This is a genomic window from Streptomyces roseirectus (assembly GCF_014489635.1).
In the GTDB taxonomy this organism is placed as follows: domain Bacteria; phylum Actinomycetota; class Actinomycetes; order Streptomycetales; family Streptomycetaceae; genus Streptomyces; species Streptomyces roseirectus.
The window spans coordinates 7516346-7535193 of record NZ_CP060828.1; the positions used below are offsets into that span (position 1 = coordinate 7516346).

16 protein-coding genes are annotated in these 18848 nt (G+C 71.3%); 5 read left to right on the top strand and 11 right to left on the bottom strand.

Annotation, left to right across the window (positions count from 1 at the left end):
* The first annotated feature begins 12 nt into the window (after positions 1-12).
* The 5 genes from IAG44_RS32335 (at position 13) to IAG44_RS32355 (ending at position 5038) form a co-directional block, all read left to right on the top strand.
* Positions 13-285: a hypothetical protein gene (locus IAG44_RS32335; RefSeq protein ID WP_187750622.1), complete on the top strand. Its 273-nt coding sequence runs from the start codon at positions 13-15 to the stop codon at positions 283-285.
* 96 nt (positions 286-381) lie between these two features.
* Positions 382-576: a hypothetical protein gene (locus IAG44_RS32340; protein ID WP_187750623.1), complete on the top strand. Its 195-nt coding sequence runs from the start codon at positions 382-384 to the stop codon at positions 574-576.
* 260 nt (positions 577-836) lie between these two features.
* On the top strand, positions 837-1121 hold the full coding sequence (gene tatA / locus IAG44_RS32345) for a Sec-independent protein translocase subunit TatA (RefSeq protein ID WP_187750624.1): 285 nt from the start codon (positions 837-839) through the stop codon (positions 1119-1121).
* A 47-nt stretch (positions 1122-1168) separates the two neighbouring features.
* Positions 1169-2113: a twin-arginine translocase subunit TatC gene (gene tatC / locus IAG44_RS32350; RefSeq protein WP_187750625.1), complete on the top strand. Its 945-nt coding sequence runs from the start codon at positions 1169-1171 to the stop codon at positions 2111-2113.
* 75 nt (positions 2114-2188) lie between these two features.
* Positions 2189-5038, top strand: coding sequence for a DEAD/DEAH box helicase (locus IAG44_RS32355; protein WP_187750626.1), 2850 nt, complete (start codon positions 2189-2191; stop codon positions 5036-5038).
* A 71-nt stretch (positions 5039-5109) separates the two neighbouring features.
* Here IAG44_RS32355 and atzF read toward each other — a convergent pair whose 3' ends face one another.
* From atzF to IAG44_RS32410, 11 genes are all read right to left on the bottom strand, one after another.
* Positions 5110-6735: an allophanate hydrolase gene (gene atzF / locus IAG44_RS32360; RefSeq protein WP_187750627.1), complete on the bottom strand. Its 1626-nt coding sequence runs from the start codon at positions 6733-6735 to the stop codon at positions 5110-5112.
* A 15-nt stretch (positions 6736-6750) separates the two neighbouring features.
* A complete protein-coding gene (locus tag IAG44_RS32365; RefSeq protein ID WP_187750628.1) occupies positions 6751-10293 on the bottom strand; it encodes a 5-oxoprolinase/urea amidolyase family protein in 3543 nt (1180 codons plus the stop codon).
* The gene (locus IAG44_RS32370) at positions 10290-10892 is read right to left on the bottom strand and encodes an urea amidolyase associated protein UAAP2 (RefSeq protein WP_187750629.1); all 603 of its coding nucleotides are present in this window, start codon (positions 10890-10892) and stop codon (positions 10290-10292) included. The genes IAG44_RS32365 and IAG44_RS32370 overlap by 4 nt, the downstream gene beginning before the upstream one ends.
* Entirely contained in the window at positions 10889-11713 is an 825-nt protein-coding gene (locus IAG44_RS32375) for an urea amidolyase associated protein UAAP1 (protein ID WP_187750630.1), read from the bottom strand. Before IAG44_RS32375 ends, IAG44_RS32370 begins: the two co-directional genes overlap by 4 nt.
* A gap of 508 nt (positions 11714-12221) precedes the next feature.
* Positions 12222-13712 (bottom strand): cytochrome P450, encoded by a 1491-nt coding sequence (locus tag IAG44_RS32380; RefSeq protein WP_187750631.1) that lies wholly within the window; start codon positions 13710-13712, stop codon positions 12222-12224.
* A 30-nt stretch (positions 13713-13742) separates the two neighbouring features.
* A complete protein-coding gene (locus tag IAG44_RS32385; protein ID WP_187750632.1) occupies positions 13743-14363 on the bottom strand; it encodes a GTP-binding protein in 621 nt (206 codons plus the stop codon).
* Positions 14344-14757: a DUF742 domain-containing protein gene (locus tag IAG44_RS32390; protein ID WP_187750633.1), complete on the bottom strand. Its 414-nt coding sequence runs from the start codon at positions 14755-14757 to the stop codon at positions 14344-14346. The genes IAG44_RS32385 and IAG44_RS32390 overlap by 20 nt, the downstream gene beginning before the upstream one ends.
* Complete coding sequence (locus IAG44_RS32395) at positions 14754-15161, bottom strand: roadblock/LC7 domain-containing protein (protein ID WP_187750634.1); 408 nt, start codon at positions 15159-15161, stop codon at positions 14754-14756. Before IAG44_RS32395 ends, IAG44_RS32390 begins: the two co-directional genes overlap by 4 nt.
* Positions 15158-16840: an ATP-binding protein gene (locus IAG44_RS32400; protein WP_246562206.1), complete on the bottom strand. Its 1683-nt coding sequence runs from the start codon at positions 16838-16840 to the stop codon at positions 15158-15160. Before IAG44_RS32400 ends, IAG44_RS32395 begins: the two co-directional genes overlap by 4 nt.
* 270 nt (positions 16841-17110) lie before the next feature.
* Positions 17111-17728: a TetR/AcrR family transcriptional regulator gene (locus IAG44_RS32405; RefSeq protein ID WP_187750635.1), complete on the bottom strand. Its 618-nt coding sequence runs from the start codon at positions 17726-17728 to the stop codon at positions 17111-17113.
* Positions 17725-18681 carry a pseudouridine synthase gene (locus tag IAG44_RS32410; protein WP_187750636.1) on the bottom strand — a complete coding sequence of 319 codons (957 nt, stop codon included), beginning with the start codon at positions 18679-18681 and terminating at the stop codon, positions 17725-17727. The genes IAG44_RS32405 and IAG44_RS32410 overlap by 4 nt, the downstream gene beginning before the upstream one ends.
* Positions 18682-18848 lie beyond the last annotated feature (167 nt).

Here is an 18848-nt window from a genome sequence, read left to right on the forward strand (position 1 = left end):
GAGGGGCGGGGCATGACCGTGGCCACCGCGTTCGCGGGGATGCGGGACGTGGGGATCGAGGCCGTCACGCCGGTGGTGTTCACCGCCGGGTGCCCTGAGTGCCGGGGGCGGTTCCAGTTGGGGGCCGCGGCGTTCATGCTGGCGATCGGGGGGAGTGAGCGGACGACGTTCTACTCGTTCACGTGTCCCGAGTGCGAGGTGGCGGTGCGGAAGCCGGCGGGGGAGCGGATCGTGGAGTTGCTGGTGGGGGGTGGGGTGCGGGTGTTGCGGTTGACGGGGGCGTAGGGGGAGGGCGCGCGGTCGTGGGGGGTGTGGCCGTCAAGGGGGGGTGTATGTGTGACCGGGGGGATCGGGTGGGGGCGGAGCGTCTAGGCTCGGGGCATGTTCTGGGCGATGGTCGCGGTTGCTGTGGGATTTCTCGGGCTGCTCGTGCTGGGGGTGCTCGCGGTGCGGGTGTTCGTGGAGGCGCGGCGGCTGGGGGCGCAGGTCGCCGAGTCCGCCGAGCGGATCGGGCTGGCCGCGGAGGAGCTGGAGCGGGCGGCGGTGCGGACCGCTCGGGCCGTCGACTCGCTCTGAGGGCGGCTGTGCTGTCCTGTGAGTCCGGCGGCTGATGCGATTTGGGCGACTTCGCCCTCCCGCGCCGGTGGGTGCGGCGGGTACGCTGCTGGTCGCGGACCGGATAACGAGGCCCGATTCGCGGAACCGGGAGTACGCACAGGGATTGCTTCACGTTCACCCCCGGGCGTTACGATCGCTGTGAGCACGATCGTTCGGACACCTGTCCGACCGGTCGGACAGCATCCCACCCAGCCGCCTCGGTGAGAAGGTAAAGACTTATGTTCGGAAGGCTCGGAGCCCCCGAGATCATTCTCATCCTCGTCGTCATCATCCTGCTGTTCGGCGCGAAGAAGCTTCCGGACATGGCCCGCTCGCTCGGCAAGTCCGCGCGGATCCTCAAGAGCGAGGCCAAGGCGATGAAGGAGGAGGGTGGCAGCAGCGCCGCCGCTCCGTCCGCCCCGCCCACCCCCGGCGACCAGGCGCAGCGCACCATCCAGGCGGCCCCCGGCGACGTGACCAGCTCCCGCCCGGTCACCGAGCCGACGGACTCCACCAAGCGCTGACGCAGGGCCGGTGAACACCGGCCCGCCGCACGAGATGGGAACGTGGGTTGCTCAAGTCTGCCCGCAAGAAGGAGAAGGATCCCGAGGGGCGGATGCCCCTCGTGGAGCACCTTCGTGAGCTGCGCAACCGCCTGGGCAAGGCGGTCTTGGCCATCGTCCTGTGCGCGGTCATCGGTGCCATCTACTACCAGGACATCATCAACGTCCTGACGGAGCCGATCCGGCACGAGGTGGGCTGCAAGACCGCGTTCACCGAACTGGCGAAGCAGAAGGACGGGGCCTGCGGCAACATCACGATGTCGGGTCTGATGGGCCCGTTCACGCTGATGATCAAGGTGTCGCTGACCGCGGGCGTCGTCATGGCCAGCCCGGTCTGGCTCTACCAGCTGTGGGCGTTCATCGCCCCCGGCCTGCACAAGCACGAGCGGAAGTACGCGTACGCGTTCGTCGGCGCCGGCGCTCCGCTGTTCCTCGCGGGCGGCTGGTTCTCGTACCACGTGCTGCCCGCCGCGGCCGAGGTGATGCTCGGCTTCACCCCCGACGGCACGGTCAACCTGCTACCGCTCGACGATCTGCTGGACCTGGTCACCCGCATGGTGATCGTCTTCGGCCTCTCGTTCGAGCTGCCTCTGCTGCTGGTCCTGCTCAATCTCACCGGGATCGTCACCGGTCAGCGGATGCTCGGCTGGTGGCGCGGCATGATCATGGGCGTCACCGTCTTCGCGGCCTTCGCGACGCCGACGGTCGACCCGGTCTCGATGCTGTCCCTGGCCGCCCCCATCGTCGCCCTGTACTTCGCCGCGACCGGCTTCTCCCTCCTCAACGACCGCCGCAAGCGCCGTCGTGAGGCGCTGGGCCCCGCCGACGACGAAGCCTCCGAACTGGACCTGACCCCCTCCGACATCGGCGAGGTCGAGGCGGTCTCCTCCTCCCGCGCCCTCCCCGGCCAGTCCAGCACGGACCGGGTCAACGGGTACGACGACGTGACCTGACCGTCCTTCCAGGACAGGAGACGGCCGGATGCCCGCGAGGTGTCCGGCCGTCGCCGTTCGTCCGGGATCCGGATAATGATCGTCCCGTTGTCGGTGGGGGCCAGTAAGCTCGAAGGCACGATGACAGAGGAACTCTCTCCGGCTGAGCGGTATGCGGCGGCGCGTAGGCGTGCTGTCGAGCAGGCGACTGCGTTGGCTGGGTTTCGCGAGATGTATGAGTTCGGGCTCGATGCTTTTCAGGTGGAGGCATGTCGGGCGCTGGAGGCTGGGAAGGGGGTGTTGGTTGCCGCTCCTACGGGGTCGGGGAAGACGATCGTCGGTGAGTTCGCCGTTCATCTGGCTCTGGGGCAGGGGAAGAAGTGTTTTTATACGACTCCCATCAAGGCGCTCTCCAACCAGAAGTACGCCGACCTGTGCCGCCGCTACGGCGCGGACAAGGTCGGGCTGCTGACGGGCGACAACAGCGTCAACTCCGACGCGCCGGTGGTCGTGATGACGACCGAGGTGCTGCGGAACATGCTGTACGCGGGTTCGCAGACGCTGCTCGGCCTCGGATACGTCGTGATGGACGAGGTGCACTACCTCTCCGACCGGTTCCGGGGAGCCGTGTGGGAAGAGGTGATCATCCACCTCCCCGAGTCGGTGACGTTGGTCTCCCTCTCCGCGACCGTCTCCAACGCCGAGGAGTTCGGTGACTGGCTCGACACGGTCCGGGGCGACACCGAGGTCATCGTCTCCGAGCACCGCCCCGTCCCCCTGTTCCAGCACGTGCTGGCCGGACGGCGCATGTACGACCTGTTCGAGGAGGGCGAGGGCAGCAAGAAGGCCGTCAACCCCGACCTCACCCGGCTGGCCCGGATGGAGGCGCAACGGCCCTCGTACCAGGACCGCAGACGCGGCCGGATGCGCGAGGCCGACCGCGAGCGGGAGCGGAGATCCCGCTCACGCGTGTGGACACCGGGCCGCCCCGAGGTCATCGAACGCCTCGACGCCGAGGGCCTGCTCCCCGCGATCACCTTCATCTTCAGCCGCGCCGCCTGCGAGGCCGCCGTCCAGCAGTGCCTGTACGCAGGGCTCAGGCTCAACGACGACGAGGCGAGGGCCGAGGTCCGCGCGCTCGTCGAGGAGCGCACGGCCTCGATCCCGCGCGAGGACCTGCACGTCCTCGGCTACTTCGAGTGGCTGGAGGGTCTGGAGCGGGGCATCGCCGCGCACCACGCCGGCATGCTGCCGACCTTCAAGGAGGTCGTCGAGGAACTGTTCGTCCGAGGACTCGTCAAGGCCGTCTTCGCGACGGAGACGCTGGCGCTCGGCATCAACATGCCCGCCAGGTCCGTCGTCCTCGAAAAGCTCGTCAAGTGGAACGGCGAGCAGCACGCGGACATCACGCCGGGGGAGTACACGCAGCTCACCGGGCGGGCGGGGCGGCGTGGCATCGATGTCGAGGGGCACGCGGTCGTGCTCTGGCAGCGCGCCATGAGCCCCGAGCACCTGGCCGGGCTCGCGGGCACGCGGACGTACCCGCTCCGGTCGAGTTTCCGGCCGTCGTACAACATGGCCGTCAACCTCGTCGAGCAGTTCGGGCGGCATCGGTCGCGGGAACTGCTGGAGACGTCGTTCGCGCAGTTCCAGGCCGACCGGTCGGTCGTCGGGATCTCCCGGCAGGTCCAGCGCAACGAGGAAGGGCTCGACGGCTACAAGGAGTCGATGACCTGCCACCTCGGGGACTTCGAGGAGTACGCCCGGCTGCGGCGCGAACTCAAGGACCGCGAGACCGAGTTGGCCAAGCAGGGCGTCGCCCAGCGGCGCGCCGAGGCCGCCGTCGCGCTGGAACGGCTCAAGCCCGGGGACGTCATCCACGTGCCGACCGGCAAGTACGCCGGGCTCGCGCTCGTCCTCGACCCGGGGCTGCCCGCAGGCCGCGCCAACGGGCACCGCGGGTTCGAACACCACGACGGGCCACGGCCGTTGGTGCTGACCGCCGAACGGCAGGTCAAGCGGCTCGCGTCGATGGACTTCCCCGTGCCGGTCGAGGCACTGGACCGGATGCGCATCCCGAAGACCTTCAACCCCCGCTCCCCGCAGTCCCGCCGCGACCTCGCGTCCGCTCTGCGGACCAAGGCCGGGCACATTCCGCCGGAGCGGGCCCGCAAGAAGCGGGCCCAGGCCGCTGACGACCGTGAGATCGCGCGTCTGCGGGCCGCGTTGCGCGCGCACCCCTGTCATGGGTGCGCCGAGCGCGAGGACCATGCGCGCTGGGCCGAGCGGTATTACCGGCTTCTGCGGGACACGTCTCAGTTGGAGCGGCGGATCGAGGGGCGGACCAATACGATCGCCCGGACCTTCGATCGGATCGTCGCGCTGCTGACCGAGCTGGACTATCTGCGTGGGGACGAAGTCACCGAGCACGGGCGGCGGTTGGCCCGGCTGTACGGCGAACTCGACCTGCTCGCCAGTGAATGTCTGCGGGCGGGGGTGTGGGAGGGGTTGTCGCCCGCTGAACTCGCGGCGTGCGTCTCGGCGTTGGTGTATGAGGCGCGGGTCGGGGATGACGCGATGGCTCCCAAGCTGCCGTCCGGGGCTGCCAAGGCGGCGCTCGGGGAGATGGTGCGGATCTGGGGGCGGCTGGACGGGCTTGAGGAGGAGTTCCGGATCAGTCAGACGGAAGGGGTGGGGCAGCGGGAGCCGGATCTCGGGTTCGCGTGGGCCGCTTACTCGTGGGCTTCCGGGAAGGGGCTGGATGAGGTGTTGCGGGAGGCGGAGATGCCTGCGGGGGATTTCGTGCGGTGGTGCAAGCAGGTGATCGATGTGTTGGGGCAGGTTGCTGCGGCTGCTCCGCAGGAGGGGTCGACTGTGCCCAAGGCTGCGCGGAAGGCGGTTGAGGGGGTGTTGCGGGGGGTGGTGGCCTACTCGTCGGTGGGGTGACGGGTGCGTCGGCGGGTGCGGGTGCTTCGTGGCTTGTCGCGCAGTTCCCCGCGCCCCTGACCGGCAGATGCCTAGCGCTTGTTGAGATATGAGCGCCAGCCTCCATATGACGTGATGTCCTCTGCGTTTTCCAGTGCCGCTGGTTCGCAGAGGAAGCCCGTTATCTGGGTGCCGTCTGCCAGTTCTACCCTGCCCAGGGTCATGGGGCGGGGGAGGGCTGAGAGGAAGTGGCCCAGGGACTCCGGAGTTAGGCGCCAGACCTCTGTTTCTATCGCCGCGCCGCCCTCTCCCACGTGCACCAAGCCCGGCTTCGGGGGTGTCGTGTTCAGGGCGTGTAGGCGGTAGTGCGGGGACGTGGTGGTGGTGTGGTCCAGGGTTGCGCCCAGGGTGAGGAGTTGGTGGTTCAGGGGCTGGCCCGTCAAGTGGGCGCCTACTACCGCTAGGTGGACTTCCTGGGGCAGGGAGTCGGCGATCCTCGCGAGGTGTTCCTCCGAGTGGCGGCGGCCGAGGAGCATGACGCCGAAGGGGAGGCCGTTGACGCGGCCGGCGGGGATGGCCAGGGCGGTCATGCCGAAGAGGTTCGTGGAGTTGGTGAACCGGCCCAGGCGGGCGTTGGTGGCGAAGGGGTCGGCCGCGACCTGGGCCAGGGTGGGGTGGGTCGGGGTGGTGGGGAGCAGCAGGGCGTCCGAGTCGTGGAGTTCCTTGAAGGCGCGGGTGCGCAGGACCGCCAGCTTCTCCTGGTCGGTGAAGAGTTGGTGGGCCGGGACGTCGCGGGCCCGGGTGATGATCGCGGCCACCGTGGGATCCAGGTCGGGGGTGCCCTTCTCGACGAAGGCGCCGACGGCCGTGTAGCGCTCGGCGACGAACGCGCCCTCGTACAGCATCGCCGCCGCCTCGGTGTACGGCGTGAGGTCGAGGGTGCGGATCTCGGCGCCGGCGGACCGGAGCCGGCGGACCGTCGCGTCGTACGCCTGCTGCCAGCCCTCGTCCATCTCGCCGAGGTGCTCGGGGGAGGCGATCGCGATGCGCCAGGGGCCCGGGGTGCGCGGGACGGTGTAGCGTGCGCTGCTCGTCATGTGGTCCAGGGCGTCCTCGGCCTCGTTCACCGTGCGGGCGAAGACGGTCACGCAGTCCAGGGAGGCGCAGGCCGGGACGACGCCGTGGGTCGAGACCGAGCCCTTGGTGGGTTTGAGGCCGACGATGCCGTTGAAGGCCGCCGGGACGCGGCCCGAGCCCGCCGTGTCCGTGCCGAGCGCCAGGTCCGCGATGCCCAGGGCCACCGCGACGGCCGAACCGGAGCTGGAGCCGCCGCTGATCCGGGCCGGGTCGTGGGCGTTACGGACGGCGCCGTAGGGCGAGCGGGTGCCGACCAGGCCGGTCGCGAACTGGTCGAGGTTCGTGGTGCCGAGGACGAGGACACCGGCCGCGCGCAGGCGGGCGACCACCGCGGCGTCCTCCTCGGGCTCGTACGCGTACGACGGGCAGCCGGCGGTCGTCGGGAGGCCCGCCACGTCGATGTTGCCCTTGACGGCGAGGAGTTGGCCGGCGAGGGGAAGGTGTTCGCCCGCGTCCAGCCGGGCTTGCAGGGCCCGCGCCTCGGTCTCCACCTCGGACTGGGGGCGGAGGCTGATCCAGATCTCCGGGCGGTCGACGGCCTCGATACGGGCGTAGGCGGCGCGGACTCGGGCGGTGAGCATGGGGCGGCTCCTGTGTCAGTGGACGGCCGGGGTGCGCGGTGCGGGTGAGGGCGGGGCCAGGACGAGGAGTGCGGTGCCGGCTTCCACCTGGTCGCCGGGTCTCGTCAGGATCTCATGGACGACGCCGGGGGCGGGGGCGTGGATTCTGGACTCCATCTTCATCGCCTCCAGCGCCAACAGGGGCTGGCCCGCGATCACCTCGTCCCCCGCGCTGACGTTCAACTGCCAGACGGACGCGGCGAATTCGGCCTCGACGAGACGGCCGCCCGGCGGGATCTCGACCTGTGCGGGCGGCGGCGTGGGCGTGTCGGCCGCCTCCGCGCGCGTGAACTCGCCCGCCGCTTCCCAGGCTTGGCGTTCGGCGGTGAACGCCCGCTGCTGGCCCTGCCTGAACTCGGCGATGGAGTCGGCGTGTTCGGCGAGGAAACGTGCGTACTCCGCGAGGGAGAACGTGCCCTCCTCGACGCGGGGGACGAAGCGGCCCGAGGTGATGTCGGCGCGCAGGTCCAGGAGTTCGTCCGCGTCGACCGGGTACCACCTGATGCGGTCGAAGAAGCGCAGCAGCCAGGGCTTGCCGGGTTCGAAGGCGCCGCGCTGCTGCCAGGGGGACCAGACCTGGGTGGTGCGGCCGACGAACTGGTAGCCGCCGGGGCCCTCCATGCCGTAGACGCACAGGTAGGCGCCGCCGATGCCGACGGAGTTCTCGGCGGTCCAGGTGCGGGCCGGGTTGTACTTCGTGGTGACCAGGCGGTGGCGGGGGTCGAGCGGGGTGGCGACCGGGGCGCCGAGGTAGACGTCGCCGAGGCCCAGGACCAGGTACTCGGCGTCGAAGACCGTCCGGTACACGTCGTCGACGCCGGCCAGGCCGTTGACGCGGCGGATGAACTCGATGTTCCAGGGGCACCAGGGGGCGTCGTCGCGGACGCCGGCCATGTAGCGGGCGATGGCCTCGCGGGTGGCGGGGTCGTCCCAGGAGAGGGGGAGGTGGACCGTGCGGGAGGGGACGGTGAGCTGGGCTGTGGGCGGCAGGTTTCTGGTCAACTCCATGGCTTGCGGCAGGAGTTCGGTCAGGGGCAGGCGTGCCGGGTCCGTCTTGATCTGGAGGGAGCGGATGCCCGGGGTGAGGTCCGTGACGCCCTCGATCGCCGCGTCCGTCACCGCTTCCATGAGGGCGTGGACGCGCATCCGCAGCGCCAGGTCCAGCTGCATGGGGCCGAATTCGACCAGGAGGTTGTCGTCGCCGCTGCGGCGGAAGGTGACGTCGTCGTCGCGGGCCAGGATGCCGCCGTCCTCGATCTCCTTGCGGGGGGCGCCTGTTGTGTCGACCGGGGTGAAGCGGACCGTGTCGCCGGGGCGGAGCTGGCCCAGTTTCCAGCGTTCCGTGGAGAGGATCGTCGCCGGGCAGACGAAGCCGCCGAGGGAGGGGCCGTCGGGGCCGAGGAGGACCGGCATGTCGCCGGTGTAGTCGACGGCGCCCACCGAGTACGGGGTGTCGTGGATGTTGGAGGGGTGCAGGCCCGCCTCGCCGCCGTCGGTGCGCGACCAGCGGGGCTTGGGGCCGACCAGGCGGACGCCGGTGCGGGCCGAGTTGAAGTGGACTTTCCAGTCGGCGGTGTAGAAGTCGTGGATGTCGGCCTCGGTGAAGAACTCCGGGGCGGCGTGGGGGCCTTCGGTGACGGCGAGGTGCCAGGTGGAGGTGAAGGGGGTGGCGGGTTCGGTGGGCTGGGGGGCTTGTTCTGTTGTGGTGGCCGTTCCGCCGTGCAGGACGTCTCCCGTCCGCAGCGCCCTGCCACCGTGTCCGCCGAACCGGCCCAGTGTGAACGTGCTCGCGCTGCCCAGGAATTCGGGGACGTCGAGGCCGCCCGCGAAGAGGACGTATGTGCGCAGGCCGTGCTCGGTCGGGGCGCCGACCTTCAGCACGCCCCCCGCAGGGACCGTCACCGGCTCCCCCCGCGGCACCCGAGTGCCGTCCACCGTCACCGACGCCGGTGCACCCGTCACACACACCCGCGCCGCATGGGTGAACCTCAACTCCGGCCCCTGAAGCGTGCATTCGAGACCCGCCGCCCCCTCCGGGTTCCCCAGCACGCGGTTGCCGAGGCGGAACGACCGGTCGTCCATCGGGCCCGACGGAGGGACGCCCACCTGCCAATGACCGGTGCGGCCGGGCCAGTCCTGGACCGTCGTGAGCGTGCCGGCGGAGACGACCTCGATGCGCGGCGTGGGGTCGGTGACCGTCGCCAGGGTCGCCGTGGAGTGCGTGGCCGAGGTGAACTCGCCGTGGTCCAGGGCCGCGCGGAGCAGGCCGAGGTTCGTCTCGATGCCGTCGATCCTGGTGCGGGCCAGCGCCTGTGAGAGGCGGCGCAGCGCGTCGGCGCGGTCGGTGCCGTGGGCGATGACCTTCGCGAGCATCGGGTCGTAGGCCGTGGTCACCTCGGTGCCGGTCTCCACCCAGCCGTCGACGCGGACGCCGTCCGGGTAGGCGACCCGCGTCAACAGGCCCGCGCTGGGCCGGTGTTCGCGGGTGGGGTCCTCGGCGTAGAGGCGGGCCTCGACGGCGTGGCCGGTGGGGGCGGGCGGGGCGGCGACGACCGACGTGTCGCCCTGGGCGAGGCGCAGCATCCAGGCGACCAGGTCGACGCCGTGGATCTCCTCGGTGACCGGATGTTCCACCTGGAGGCGGGTGTTGACCTCCAGGAAGTACGCCTCCTCGCGGGCCGCGTCGTACACGAACTCGACGGTCCCGGCGGAGCGGTAGGCGACCGAGGCGCACAAGTCACGGGCGTTCGCGGTGAGTTGGGCTCGGATGTGGTCGGGGAGGTTGGGGGCCGGGGCCTCTTCGACCACCTTCTGGTTGCGGCGCTGGAGGGAGCAGTCGCGGTCGCCGAGGGTGACGACCTTGCCGTGGCCGTCGCCGAAGACCTGGACCTCGATGTGGCGGGCGTGTGCCACGAGGCGTTCCAGGAAGACGCCGGCGGAGGAGAAGGAGGCGGCGGCGACGCGGTGCACCGACTCCCAGGCGCCCTTGAGGTCCCCGGGGGTGTGACAGGCGGACATGCCGATGCCGCCGCCTCCGCCCGTCGCCTTCAGCATCACGGGGTAGCCGATCGCCGCCGCCCGCTCCAGGGCCTCGTCCAGGGAGGCCAGCAGGCCCGTGCCGGGGGCCAGGGGGACGCCGGCCGCGCGGGCTGCCGCGCGCGCCGTGTGTTTCGCGCCGAAGAGGTCCAGGTGGTCGGGGGTGGGGCCGACGAAGACGAGGCCGGCGTCCGCGCAGTGCCTCGCGAAGCCGGCGTCCTCGGAGAGGAATCCGTAGCCGGGGTGGATCGCGCCCGCGCCGGTGTCCTGGGCGGCCTTCAGGACGAGGCCGGCGTCGAGGTACGAGTCCTTTGCCGGGGCCGGGCCGAGGCGTACGGCCTCGTCGGCGAGGCGGACGTGCGGGGCGGTGCGGTCGGGGTCGGAGTACACGGCGACGGTGCGCAGGCCGAGCCGACGGGCCGTGCGGATGACACGGGCGGCTATCTCGCCCCGGTTGGCGATCAGGACGGTGTCGAAGGTCACGGCGCCGCCTCGATCGTCATCTCCACGGCCGTCGGGTCGAAGCCGTTGCACGGGTTGTTGATCTGGGGGCAGTTGGAGACCAGGACGAGGACGTCGCGGTCGGCGCGCAGGGTCAGGGAGAGGCCGGGGGCGGAGATGCCGTCGACGATGCCGAGGGTGCCGTCGGCTTCCACGGGGACGTTCATGTACCAGTTGATGTTGGACACCAGGTCCCGTTTGCCGAGGCCGTACTTGGCGCCCTCGGCGAGGAAGTTGTCCACGCAGGCGTGCTGGGACCAGGTGTGGTGGCCGTAGCGGAGGGTGTTGGACTCCTTCGAGCAGGCGCCGCCGAGGGTGTCGTGGCGGCCCACGTCGTCCCTCAGCACCGTCATCAGGGGCGTGTGCTCGTTGGAGAGGAGCACGCTGCCCGTCGTCAGGAAGATGGTGCCCTGGGCCTGGATCGTGTCGGGGGCGCTGTAGCGGATGGCCGTGTCGTGGGCGTCGTACACCAGGAAGTCGACGGCCTGGTTGCCGTGCAGGTCGGTGATCGTCAGGGTTTCGTGCTCGCGGACGACCGCCGACCACGCGGCCCGGGGCGCCACCACTGTCGTCCCGTTCATGCCCGGCCCTTCGCGGTGAGGAATTCGGCGGTGTTGAGGTAGGCCCGGTGGGTTTCCGGGGTGGCGGTCCACAGGGGGTCGGCGGGGGTCGTCGGGGCCGCCTTCCAGGCCAGGACCTCCAGCGGGGTGCTGGTGTACTCCTCGCGGGGGTCGAGGGGGTGCGGGACGTTCGCGAGGAGGACGGTGACGTCCTGTTCCGTGCGGAGGGTGACACTGGTGCCGGGGCCCGCGCTGCCGGTGAACTCCAGGGCGCCGGTGCCGGTCACGCGGACGCCCTGGAAGAAGGAGACCGACGGGGGCAGGTCCCGTGGGTCCAGGCCGTTCTTGGCCGCCGCGAGTTTCAGGAGCTCGCGGCCGGCGGGGGTGGGGGAGTGGGGGGTGCCGTCGCCGTAGCGGGACGTGTTGCGGGCGAGGGTCGAGGTGCCGCACAGGGTGTCGTGCCGGCCCGAGGTGTCCGCGGTGAGGGTGGCCAGGGCCCGGCCCTGGTCGGAGAGGAGGACGGTGCCCTCGGTGGCGTACGCGTTCCACTGGACCTTGACCGTGTCCGCCGTGTTCAGACGTTCCCAGGGGCGGGTGTCGGCGTACAGGAGGAGGTGGGCGCAGGCGTCTCCCTGGACGTCCGTGAGCCTCAGCTCCGTTCCCCTGGCCAGGACCCGGTGGGTGTAGTTGCCGCCCGCGACGGTCTCCGCCCAGACCAGGTGACCCGCCTCGCACGGCGGGTTCGGCCACGCCGTCGCCGGGACCGTCGGCATCGCCTCGGCCGTCGCGCCGTGCTGGGACCGTGCGTGGGCTCGGGCTCCGTGAGTGGTCGCTGTGGGCATGTCGGCCTCCGCGCGCGATGGTTTCTGTCGTTCGACAGAAATTAGGGCGCGGGGGATTCCCGGGGATTGCCCCGGCGTTTCCCGGGGGTTGCCGTGGGCTCACTTCCTGCGCGGGGCGCGGACCGGGCGACGGGGCAAACCTCGCGCCGGCGTCCACGACCCCGGCCTGCTCCGCGCCCGAGGCTGCCGGCGCCGCCCTGGACCCGGTCGCCTGCACGGTGCTGCCCGGCACCCGTACCGGCGACGCGGGCGACACGCGCGGTACCCGTGCCTGCGGCGCCCGCGACCCCGGCTTCGGGCCGACGGCCGGAGGCTGGTCGGCGCCGCGCATGAGATGTCCCACGGCGTGACGGCACGGACCGCCGGACTCGCTCACACGGGTGAGTCCGGCGGCCTGAACGAAGCGACCTCCGACCGCTTCGCCACGCCTACCGAGTTCCGGCCTGGAACGCGGTCGAGGTGCGCGAACGCCCCCGGGCCGGCCGCCCGTCCGTGTGCTCGGGGGTCCTCAGTACCCCCTCCACCACGCCAGCACCCGGCGCCACACGCCCGGCCGGCGTTCCTGTACCGGCTCGGGGGCGGCCTGCGTCGGCGCGGGCGCCTCGGCCGGTTCCGGGGCCGGCTCGGGGAGCGGTTCCGGGGTCGGGCGTTGGCGGGTGGGCAGGGACCACTGGCCCCTGGGCTGGGGGAGGTTGGTGTGGCTGGGCTTGTGGGTGATGTCCTGCTGCGGCCGGGGCTCGAAGCGGACGGGGAGGGAGACGAGGTGCCGGGAGGAGATGGACTGCGTGTAGCGCAACTCCGATTCCGGGCAGGCCAGTTGGACGTCGGGGAGGCGGAACAGGAGGGCGTCCACGCCGACGTCGGCGATGGCGCGGCCGACGTCCTGGCCGGGGCACTCGTGGGCGCCGCTGCCGAAGGCGAGGTGGGAGCGGTTGCCCCGCATGTTCTTCGAGAGGTCGGGCCGCATCTTCGGGTCCACGTTCGCGGGCGCCGGCGCGAAGAGGAGGCCGTCGCCCTTGCGGATGCGCTGGCCGCCCAGCTCGGTGTCGACCTTGGCGAAGTAGGCGAAGATCGTGCTGAACGGGGGGTGGTCCCACAGCGCCTGCTCGACCGCCTCGGGCACGGTCATCTGGCCGCCGTTGAGCTTGGCGTAGAAGCGGGGGTCGATGATGACCTGGAGGAGCGCGCTGGACAGCAGGTTGACGCTGGCCTCGTAGGCGGCGAAGAGCAGCAGCCGCAGGTGCTCGCGGACCTCGTCGTCGGTGAGGTTCGCCGGGTGGGTGACGAGCTTGCTGGCCGCGTCGTCCAGGGGCTCGGCGCGGCGGCGGGCCGTGAGGCGGCTGAGCGCGTCCATCACGTACCCGTGGCTGGCGATCGCCGTCTCGGTGCCCTTGAGGGCGTCGCGGGCGGCGTGCACGAGACGTTCGTTGTACTCCTCGGGCATGCCGAGGACGTGGCACATGACGGCCATCGGGAGGTGTTCGGCGAACTGGCCGACCAGCTCCGCCTTGCCGCTCTCGCAGAAGTCGTTGACGAGCCGCTGGCTGGAGCGGTTGATGTACCGGCGCAGCGTGCGGTCGTCGAGCCCTTCCATGGACGCCTTGACGGCGCCGCGCAGCCGTTTGTGCTCGTCGCCCTCGGCGTGCGAGGCGATGGGCTGCCAGGCGATGTGCGGCATGAGGGGGTGGTCGGGCTTGACCTGGCCCTCGACGAGCGGCGTCCAGATCCGGCTGTCGCGGGTGAAGTGCGTGGGCGAGCGGACCATGTGCAGGTTCTCGGCGTGCCCGAGGACGATCCAGATGGGCACGTCGTCGTGGAGGAGGACCGGCGCGACGGCCCCGTGCTCCTCGCGCAGCCGCTCGTACAGGGCGTTCAGGTCCTCGGCGCCGGGCCCGAACAGCCGGGTCAGACCGCCGGCGCCGCGGCCGTGGGCGGGGCAGCCCGCGGGGGGTTCGGCGGGCGGTTCGGTGGTGGTCGTGGAGGTGTGGTCAGACGTCACGGAAGTCGCTTTCAGGACGTGCGGAGAGCGTCAGACGAGGGCGCCCTTGTCGATGAGGGAGTCGAGGAACCCCATGAGGGTGACGAGCAGATCGCGGCTGGAGGCCCGCCTGCGGACGTCGCACTCGACGATCGGGATCCGGGGGTGCAGGTCAAGTGCCCCGCGCAGCACGGGAATCGGGTAACGAGGGCCGTCGGGAAAGGTGTTGATGCCGACGACGAAGGGCACACCGCGCTCTTCGAGCCGCCCCATCACCTCGTAACTCACGTCGAGGCGGCGGGTGTCGACGAGGACGACGGCCCCGAGCGCCCCTTCGAACAGTCCGTTCCACAGGAACCAGAACCGCTCCTGGCCGGGCGTGCCGAACAGGTAGAGGACGAACTCGTCGCTGATCCGGATCCGCCCGAAGTCCATGGCGACGGTCGTCGCGGTCTTGGAGTCGGAGCCGTAGTCGTCGTCGACGCCGATGCCGGCCTGCGTCATGGTCTCCTCGGTGGTCAGCGGCCTGATCTCGCTGACGGAGCCGACCATGGTCGTCTTGCCGACGCCGAACCCGCCCACGATGACGATCTTCGCGGCGGCGGCCGTGGTGTGCGGGAGCCGGTCCTCGGCGCGTGGGCCGGGGACGGTGTCAGAGGCGTTGAAGTCCATGCATCACCGCTTCGAGAAGGGACCGGTCGGGGAGCTTCTGCCGGACGACGGGAGCGCGCGAGTCGAGCAGTCCGGCCGCCAGCATGTCGCTGATCAGCACGGACACCACGCTGAACGGCAGCGCGAGGTACGCGGAGACCTCGGCGAGCGACAGCGGGTTCGCGCACATCCGCAGCACCACGGTCTGCTCCGGGCCGGTCGAGGAGTGCGGCTGGGTACGGGCCACGACGAGCGTGACCAGGTCGAGGGGGACCCGCTCGCCGTCGGGGCCCGAGATCGTGTAGAGCCGTTCGGGTGCCTTCTTCTCCTTGCCCTCCCCGCCCTCGCCCGGCGCTTCGGGCGGGGGCGGCAGGGGCCGCAGGGCGGCGCGTCGCCGGCGTTGCGGAGGAGTCATACGGTCTGCCCTTTCCGCCGGGGCGGACTCGTGAGGTGCGAGCCGATCCGGACGACCAGGTCACGCATGTGCAGGCTCATCGCACCGGGCTCGCAGCGCACGTCGGACAGGACGGCGAGATAGGCGCCGGCGCCCGCGGCCATCAGGTAGAAGTAGCCGCCGTCCATCTCGATGACGACGAGTTTCATGTCCCCCTCGACGGTGGGGATCTCCTCGGCGACCGCCCCGGCGAGGCTCTGCAGCCCGGCGCAGGCGGCGGCGACCCGGTCGGCGGCGTCGGGGTCGCCGCCGTAGCGGGCGATGCGCAGCCCGTCGGCGGAGAGCACCACGATCATCTCGATGCCCGGGACGCCGCTGTAGAGCTCCTTGAGCATCCAGTCGAAGTTGGCGCGCGGCTTGATCACGTGGGGTCCCCTTCGTCGCCGGCCCCGGCGGGGGCCTCGGCCTCGTCGTCGATCAGGTGCAGGTATGCGGTGGGATTGCGGGTGAAGTCGGTGGGGTGGACGCCCTCGGGCGTGTTGTCCTTCAGGCCCGCCCAGAACGCCTCGAAGCCGAGGCCGGGCGCGGGTCCGGACGGGGCGGGCTTGGCCAGCACGCGCGCGGCGGCCTCGGCCCACATCTCCTCCTCCGGGTCGACCGGCACCGGCTCGCCGCGCGCGGCGGCCTTCTCGGCGGCCTCCTCGGCGAGCTGGCGGGCATACGCCTGGGGGTAGGAGTCGACGATGGAGACGACGGCCTTGCTGCGCCGCTGCGGCAGCCCTTCGGCGGTCCACTCGGTGACCTCGGGCGGCTCCTCCTGCATGGACACGCCCTCCGGCAGGCGCGGGCTGGTGGGCCGGCGTTTCTTGGGTTTGCGCTCGGGGCCCTTGATGCCGCCGAGGTCGAGGGTGGGGGTGGCGCCGGCGCCGATGCCGTGCGCGTAGATCGTCTCCGGGCCCTCGGTCAGCATCTCGCTGGGCACGATCAGGACGGCGCGGACCCCGCCGTACGCCGAGACCCGCAGCGAGCACTGCATGTTGAACGTCGTGCACAGCCGGCCCACGACGGCCAGGCCCAGGCGCGGGGCGCCGCCCTCGTCGTGGATGTCCTCGCCGCGCTTGGCGTCCTCCAGGATCCGTTCGACGCGGGCGCGGCCCTCCTCGCTGAGGCTGACGCCGGCGTCCTCGATCTCGATGGCGATGCCGGTCTGCACCTCGATCGCGTTGACGTGGACCTTGCTCGCCGGGGGTGAGAACCGGGTGGCGTTGTCCATGAGTTCGGCGCAGGCGTGGATGACCGGCTCGACGGAGATGCCGCGGATGTTGACCTTGGCGATCGACTCGAGCTTGATCCGCGGGTACTCCAGGATCCGGGACATGCCGCCGCGCAGCACGCTGTAGAGGGGGACCGGCTTGGGCCACTGGCGGCTTGGCCGGCCGCCGCCGATGACGCCGACGGAGTCCGCGAGACGGCCGATCATCGCCGTGCCGTGGTCGATGCGCAGGAGGTCGTCGAAGACGTGCGGGTTGTTGCCGTGGTCGTACTCCATCTCCAGCAGTTCGTCGTTCTGCTGGTGCACGATCGCCTGGATGCGCCGGGCGACGGAGGTGTACGAGCGCAGCGCCGAGTCACGCAGGTTCTCCTGGTGCTCGACGACGTTCAGGATGCTGGTGACGACGCCGACCTGGGCGCGGTCCAGATCGCGGAAGGTCGGGTCGATGTCCGGCATCAACTGGAGTACTTCGCGGGGGGAGTTGCCCGCCTGAAGCACCTTCACCGCCGTCGGCACGTGGTCCTCGGCGACCCTCAGGTTCAGCTCCGCGTACCGGTCGATACGGCGCTCAAGGGCGGCCGTGCGGCGCTCCGTGTCGGCGCGCAGCTCACGCAGCCGGCGGCCGCGCCGGACCACTTCGACGGCCGTCATCACGACCAGCACCGTGGCGACGGCCCCGCACACGCCGACCGCGATCCGAGCCGACCGCGGCACCAGCGCGACAGCCGCACCGCTCACCGCGGTCATCAGTATCGCGGGGGGCAACAGCACCCGTGCGAAGGGGCGTTCACGCCCGGTCGGGTACGGCGCCGGGGACTGAGCACTCACCATGGGGACCCTCTGTCGGGAATTGTCCGCATCTTCAGAACATTCGGGAACAAGCGCACGAATCCATCTCAACTCGGTGCGCCGCGGGCGAGCTTAGTCCGACCGGATCAACGCCGGGTCATGTTCGGCAACCGCCTGAAACGGATCCCCCGCCAGGGGTAAGGTCGTTCGGTTTGCACGCTGGGGATTCGTTCGAACGCGACGGGTAACCGGGCACGGGTGTGCGAGAGTTGGCGAATCCGTACGGATCCGGACGCCGATTCGGGCGCCGGTTCAGACGCCGGCGATCCGCAGCGCGGCGTCGGCGGTGGCGCGGGCGAACTCCGAGACCGGGCGCGTGGGATCGGAGCGGTGGATCAGGATGACGCCCTCGATCAGACCGAAGACCAGATCGGTGCGCAGGTCCAGCTCGCCGCCTTCGAGGGACGTGGCGCCGGCCACCAACTCCCGGTAGGCGGCCTTGAGTTCGTCCCGTGCCGTGCGGAACCCCGCGAAGCGCTCGCCCCGCACCTCGGGGAGCAGGTACAGGCCGCCCAGGTTGTACGTCCCGCCGCACAGGACCTCGACGTCCGCCCGGCACAGCTCCCACAGGCGCTCGCGCGCGCCCCGGCCGTCCTCGGTGAGCAGTGTCCGCGCGCAGGCCAGGGACGGGGCGACCGTCGACTCCAGGAGTTCGGCCAGCAACTCCTCCTTGCCGGACACGTAGTGGTACATCGTCGCCTGCCGCATGCCGGCGCGTTCCGCGACCGCGCGGGTGCTGGTGGCCGCGTACCCCTTCACGGTGAACAGTTCGGCCGCGGCTCCCAGCAACTCCCCCCGGGGGTCAGCCCCCTTGCCCGCTCGCTCCACGGCGCGCGGGCGGCCCACACGTCGTCCACCCGGTGTCGTCATGCCGGTCTCCCCGCCCACTCGTCGTACGCCTCCCACGCCTCCAACGTCCGTGCGCTGCGCAGGTGGTGTTCCCGGCCGGTGAGCGGGTCCGTGAAGTGGAGTTCGCGGGCCAGGAGTTGCAGGGGGCGGTGGAAGTCCGTCGGGGGGATCGGGGGCAGGACCTCCGGGTACAGCGGGTCGCCCAGCAGGGGGAGGTTCAACGAGGCCATGTGGACGCGGAGTTGGTGCGTCTGGCCGGTCTCCGGGGTCAGTCGGTACAGGGCCCGCGTGCCCCGGTGCGCGAGCCTGGTGACGTGTGTGACGGCGTTGGGGGTGCCGGGGAGTTCCACGGCGGTCAGGGAACCCCGGTGCTTCTCCATCCTCGACGTCAGGGTCAGCGGGAACGTGCGTGCCGGGTCGTGGGGGGCCACCGCCTCGTACACCTTGCGCACCTTCCGGTCCCTGAACAGGGTCTGGTACGCGCCGCGTTCCTCCGGGCGGACGGTGAACAGCACGAGGCCCGCGGTGAGGCGGTCCAGCCGGTGCGCGGGACTGAGCGCCGGCACACCCAGCTCCCGCCGCAGCCGCGCCAGCGCGGTCTGGGTGACGTGGCTGCCGCGGGGCGTGGTGGCGAGGAAGTGCGGCTTGTCGGCGACGAGGATGTGCGCGTCGCGATAAACAACGTCCAACCCGAACGGCACAGGAACCTCGGGCGCGAGATCCCTGTGGAACCACACATACGCCCCCGGCACGAACGGCGCGTCCCCTGCCACGGCCCGCCCATCCACCCCGACGACCCTCCCCCGCGCGAACAACCCCTCCACCACCCCGTCCCCGGCCCCCCTCAACCGCGCCCCCAAATACTCCCCGACCGTCCCCCATCCCCCTTCCCCCGGCAACCGCACCCGCACCGCATCCACCCCATCACACTGAGGCAGCGGCGAGGGCGGGGCAGACGAACGTCGACGAGTCATGGCAGGTCAAGGGTACGGGGCGAGCGGGCGGGCCGGGCGGGGTGGTGCCGGTAGGCGGTCACGGGGCGGAAGGGGGTGGGTGGGGTGATGCCGACGGGCGGTCGAGGGGCGGGGCGGGGTGGGTGGAGCGGTGCCGGTGGGGTCGTGGGGCGGGATGGGTGCCGGTG